This is a genomic window from Acidithiobacillus marinus (genome assembly GCF_002847505.1).
Lineage (GTDB): Bacteria > Pseudomonadota > Gammaproteobacteria > Acidithiobacillales > Acidithiobacillaceae > Acidithiobacillus > Acidithiobacillus marinus.
On the sequence record NZ_MXAV01000059.1, the window covers coordinates 1 to 3,051 of the forward strand.

Genomic DNA, 3,051 nt, shown 5'->3' on the forward strand with positions numbered 1-3,051 from the left:
AATAGGTGACTGGCTGCAATTTGAGCAAATGGATAAGCGCCAGATCGATGATCTCTTTTTGTGACTTGTCACTGTATAGGGCGATGAGGTCATTCAGAGCCATATGCGCGTCACCCGACAACATCACGGAGATCGGCTTCCCGCTGTAGCCTTCCATCGGGAAGCGGCGATGGTCGCGGCTGGCCTTGGCCCGTTCCGCTGCCGTCATGGGGCGGTCGCCCTTGGGCTTCCGGCCTCTTTTCTTCGTGACAGGTTGTGATAAGACTTCGGCTATCTTGGTCATGGCTGTTCTCCGCATCAGTCGCCTGAATCTTATTATACGTGACACGTCACAAGTTACCAAACATTCTGTGACTAGTCGCGGAGCAACACAAGTGCCCATCCTCGTCATGGCCAAACCAGAGAAACCCCGTGCAACCATGCCGTAAAGGCCCCGTATTTGCCCCAGAACCGACGCAAGAGCATTTGACAGGGAAAACACCACCAAAGCCAGAAAACGCGTCCTACGCGAAATATGAGCATTTTCCAAAATAAAAATACCCAAACCCCAGACAAGGAGTGCCTGGTTGCCACGGCTTCGCCGTGCCAGGCACGGATTGCTGTCGATGCAAACAGCGTTCTATGCGCTGCGCGCGTCATAACGGTGGCCCGTTTACCATTCCGCGCCCTGCGCGGTTGCGAACGATTCAGACGATTTGCAAGCAAATCGCCCAAATCGCCCGCGCCTACTTTGCCCCTGCGGGGCGGGAGCTAAAGCTCTTTTTCAAAAAAAGACCTCATCCACTGGTAAACCAGCAGGGGGAGCCGCTGCCGTAGGCAGTGGGGGACGCAGTCCCCATAGGGGGTCGATCCGGCGAGCCGAAGGCGAGGACAGGGGGACCAGCAGGGTCCCCGCCGGGAATGTTTGTGGGCGGTCCGACGTAGTCGGAGCAAGCGCCCACTCCTTGTCAGAAGGTCCGGCACAAAAGTCCCAATAGAACATAGAAAGGACCATTTTTTAACTAACTGATTTTTTAATGTGTTTTAGGGGGGGTGCGGAAACCAGCTGTTTCCGGGGGTGCGGAAACCAGCTGTTTCCGGGGTGTTCCAAAAATGTGCGCTATGATGTACATTTTTGGAACAGATTATCGGAAAAGGATTTCCAAAAAAATGCAAAGAGATTCCGCCCCCCAGGAAAAATTAGGCACACCTGCCGCACCCAAATATGGCCAATGGGTCCAAACAGAACGCAAAGCCCACGAGGCGTGGGCAAACCTGACGATGAGAAAACCTCGTGCTGGAATTCTCCTGCATCATTTGGTCGCTAACATGGGGCATCAAAATGCAGTCGTTATCAGTCAAAAGACTCTTGCCGGATTGATGGGTGTAACGGACCGAACAGTAAGAAACGCTGTGTCCGATCTCGTGGCAGAGCGATGGATACAAGTCATAAAGCTCAACGGCCCAGGAAGCGTGTCTGCATACGTGGTCAATGACCGGGTGGCTTGGGGACAGCCGCGTGGTGAAATGGTTTTATCTGTTTTCTCCGCTGCCGTGGTTGCTGATAGGAGCGATCAGGATCCTTCCACAGTGGACACCACAGACCTCCGCCGTATCCCGGTCTTATATCCTGGCGAACAGCAACTGCCAGCAGGCCCAGGAGAGCCGCCTCCTTCTCAGCCTATCTTGGATGGCTTGGAGCCTGACTTGCCTTTTCTTCAGGCTGAAACACCCGTTAAAAGCCCAAAAAACGCCGTAGATGACGATCAAATTCCGCTCATTGAGTGATTGTTTTGCTACAATGGTGATACGTCCCATGACACACCAAGTGAACCAATAGGCGACAGTCAAATGACACAGGTAAGCATCACCAAAGCTGCAAGCTTAGCGAAGGTTTCTCGCAGCACCTTTTATCGCTCTTACATCAATAACGGCAAGGTCAGCGTTACGAACGACAACCAAGGAAATCCGGTTATTGATACCTCTGAGCTGCTACGCGTGTTTGGTGTCCTACATGACACAGTAGAAGGTCAAGACACAGGTGGTGTCCGAGAGGCTAACGACCCAAATATTCTTGTTATCAGTGAGCTAGAATCAGAACTTCAGCGAGTGCGTGATATTTTGCGAATCCGTGAGGAAGAATTGCATAAGGCTGAGGAACGCGAACTATGGCTGCGCGACTTGCTAGCCAAAAGCCAAAACCAATTACGACACGAAGAGAAGGATGACCGTCCGTGGTGGCGATTTTGGGGATGATGCCTTGTATATAAACCAAAGCGCGCCTAGGATAACGACATTATGCCCACCATCGATCACATAGACGCTGCGCGGGTAGTGATCTACCTCAACGACCATCGTCCCGCTCATGTGCACGTGATAAAAGGGGATAGTAAGGCAGTATTCATATTGCATTGCCCGAAAGGGCCACCGGAGCTACGGGAGAGTATCGGCTTTTCCAGGGCGGAAATACGTCACCTTCTGGAAGAAAGCATATCCCGATTGGCATTATTCTGTGGAGAGTGGGAGAGGTACCATGGACCAAGTAGACAAAATTCTTGAGCGCGACTGGGACGCTGCAAATCAGCGTGGACGGGAGACGCTTGCTGCTGGCCCACTGGCGGAGTCCGCCTACTATGACCAACCTACGGGAAAGGTCGTGATCGAGTTGAACAACGGTGTTGGTCTACACATCCCACCAGCATTGATTCAGGGCATAGAGAATGCCACTCCCGCAGATATGGCAGAGATCGTCATTCAAGCGCGTGGTCTTGGGCTACACTTCCCGCGACTGGACGCTGATCTGTACGTCCCTGCATTGGCGCGGGGAGTTCTCGGTACATCGGCCTGGATGCGCAGCCTTGGGCAGAAGGGGGGCGTATCAAAAAGCCCCGCCAAGGCAGCGGCAGCCCGAAGAAACGGACGACTTGGCGGGCGTCCACAGTCAGCAGAAAAGAAGGCTATATCGTAATGTCCCATAATCGGCCCTCCTGGGTGTCAGAGGAACCGAGCAAAACCGGGCGATCTGCCGTTCAGGGTTTTGGGGCTACAAGACAGAATGACGCATTGTGTCTC

General features: G+C 53.2%; 5 protein-coding genes. 4 read left to right on the forward strand and 1 reads right to left on the reverse strand.

Translation table 11 applies throughout. The annotated features are described in order from the left end of the window. The coding region (locus B1757_RS14825) for a hypothetical protein (protein WP_075323800.1) at positions 1-283 on the reverse strand (283 nt) is incomplete at its 3' end. Between the two features lie 818 nt (positions 284-1,101). Between B1757_RS14825 and B1757_RS14830 the strand changes: the two genes are divergently transcribed. The 4 genes from B1757_RS14830 to B1757_RS14845 all read left to right on the forward strand — a co-directional run bounded on the left by B1757_RS14830 (position 1,102) and on the right by B1757_RS14845 (position 2,947). After that, positions 1,102-1,767, forward strand: a complete 666-nt coding sequence (locus tag B1757_RS14830) for a helix-turn-helix domain-containing protein (protein ID WP_207650629.1) — start codon at positions 1,102-1,104, stop codon at positions 1,765-1,767. A gap of 63 nt (positions 1,768-1,830) precedes the next feature. Further along, positions 1,831-2,235, forward strand: a complete 405-nt coding sequence (locus tag B1757_RS14835) for a hypothetical protein (RefSeq protein WP_075323798.1) — start codon at positions 1,831-1,833, stop codon at positions 2,233-2,235. A 42-nt stretch (positions 2,236-2,277) separates the two neighbouring features. Then, complete coding sequence (locus B1757_RS14840) at positions 2,278-2,538, forward strand: DUF4160 domain-containing protein (protein ID WP_075323797.1); 261 nt, start codon at positions 2,278-2,280, stop codon at positions 2,536-2,538. Continuing rightward, positions 2,513-2,947 carry a DUF2442 domain-containing protein gene (locus tag B1757_RS14845; RefSeq protein WP_075323796.1) on the forward strand — a complete coding sequence of 145 codons (435 nt, stop codon included), beginning with the start codon at positions 2,513-2,515 and terminating at the stop codon, positions 2,945-2,947. The genes B1757_RS14840 and B1757_RS14845 overlap by 26 nt, the downstream gene beginning before the upstream one ends. Positions 2,948-3,051: the final 104 nt, after the last annotated feature.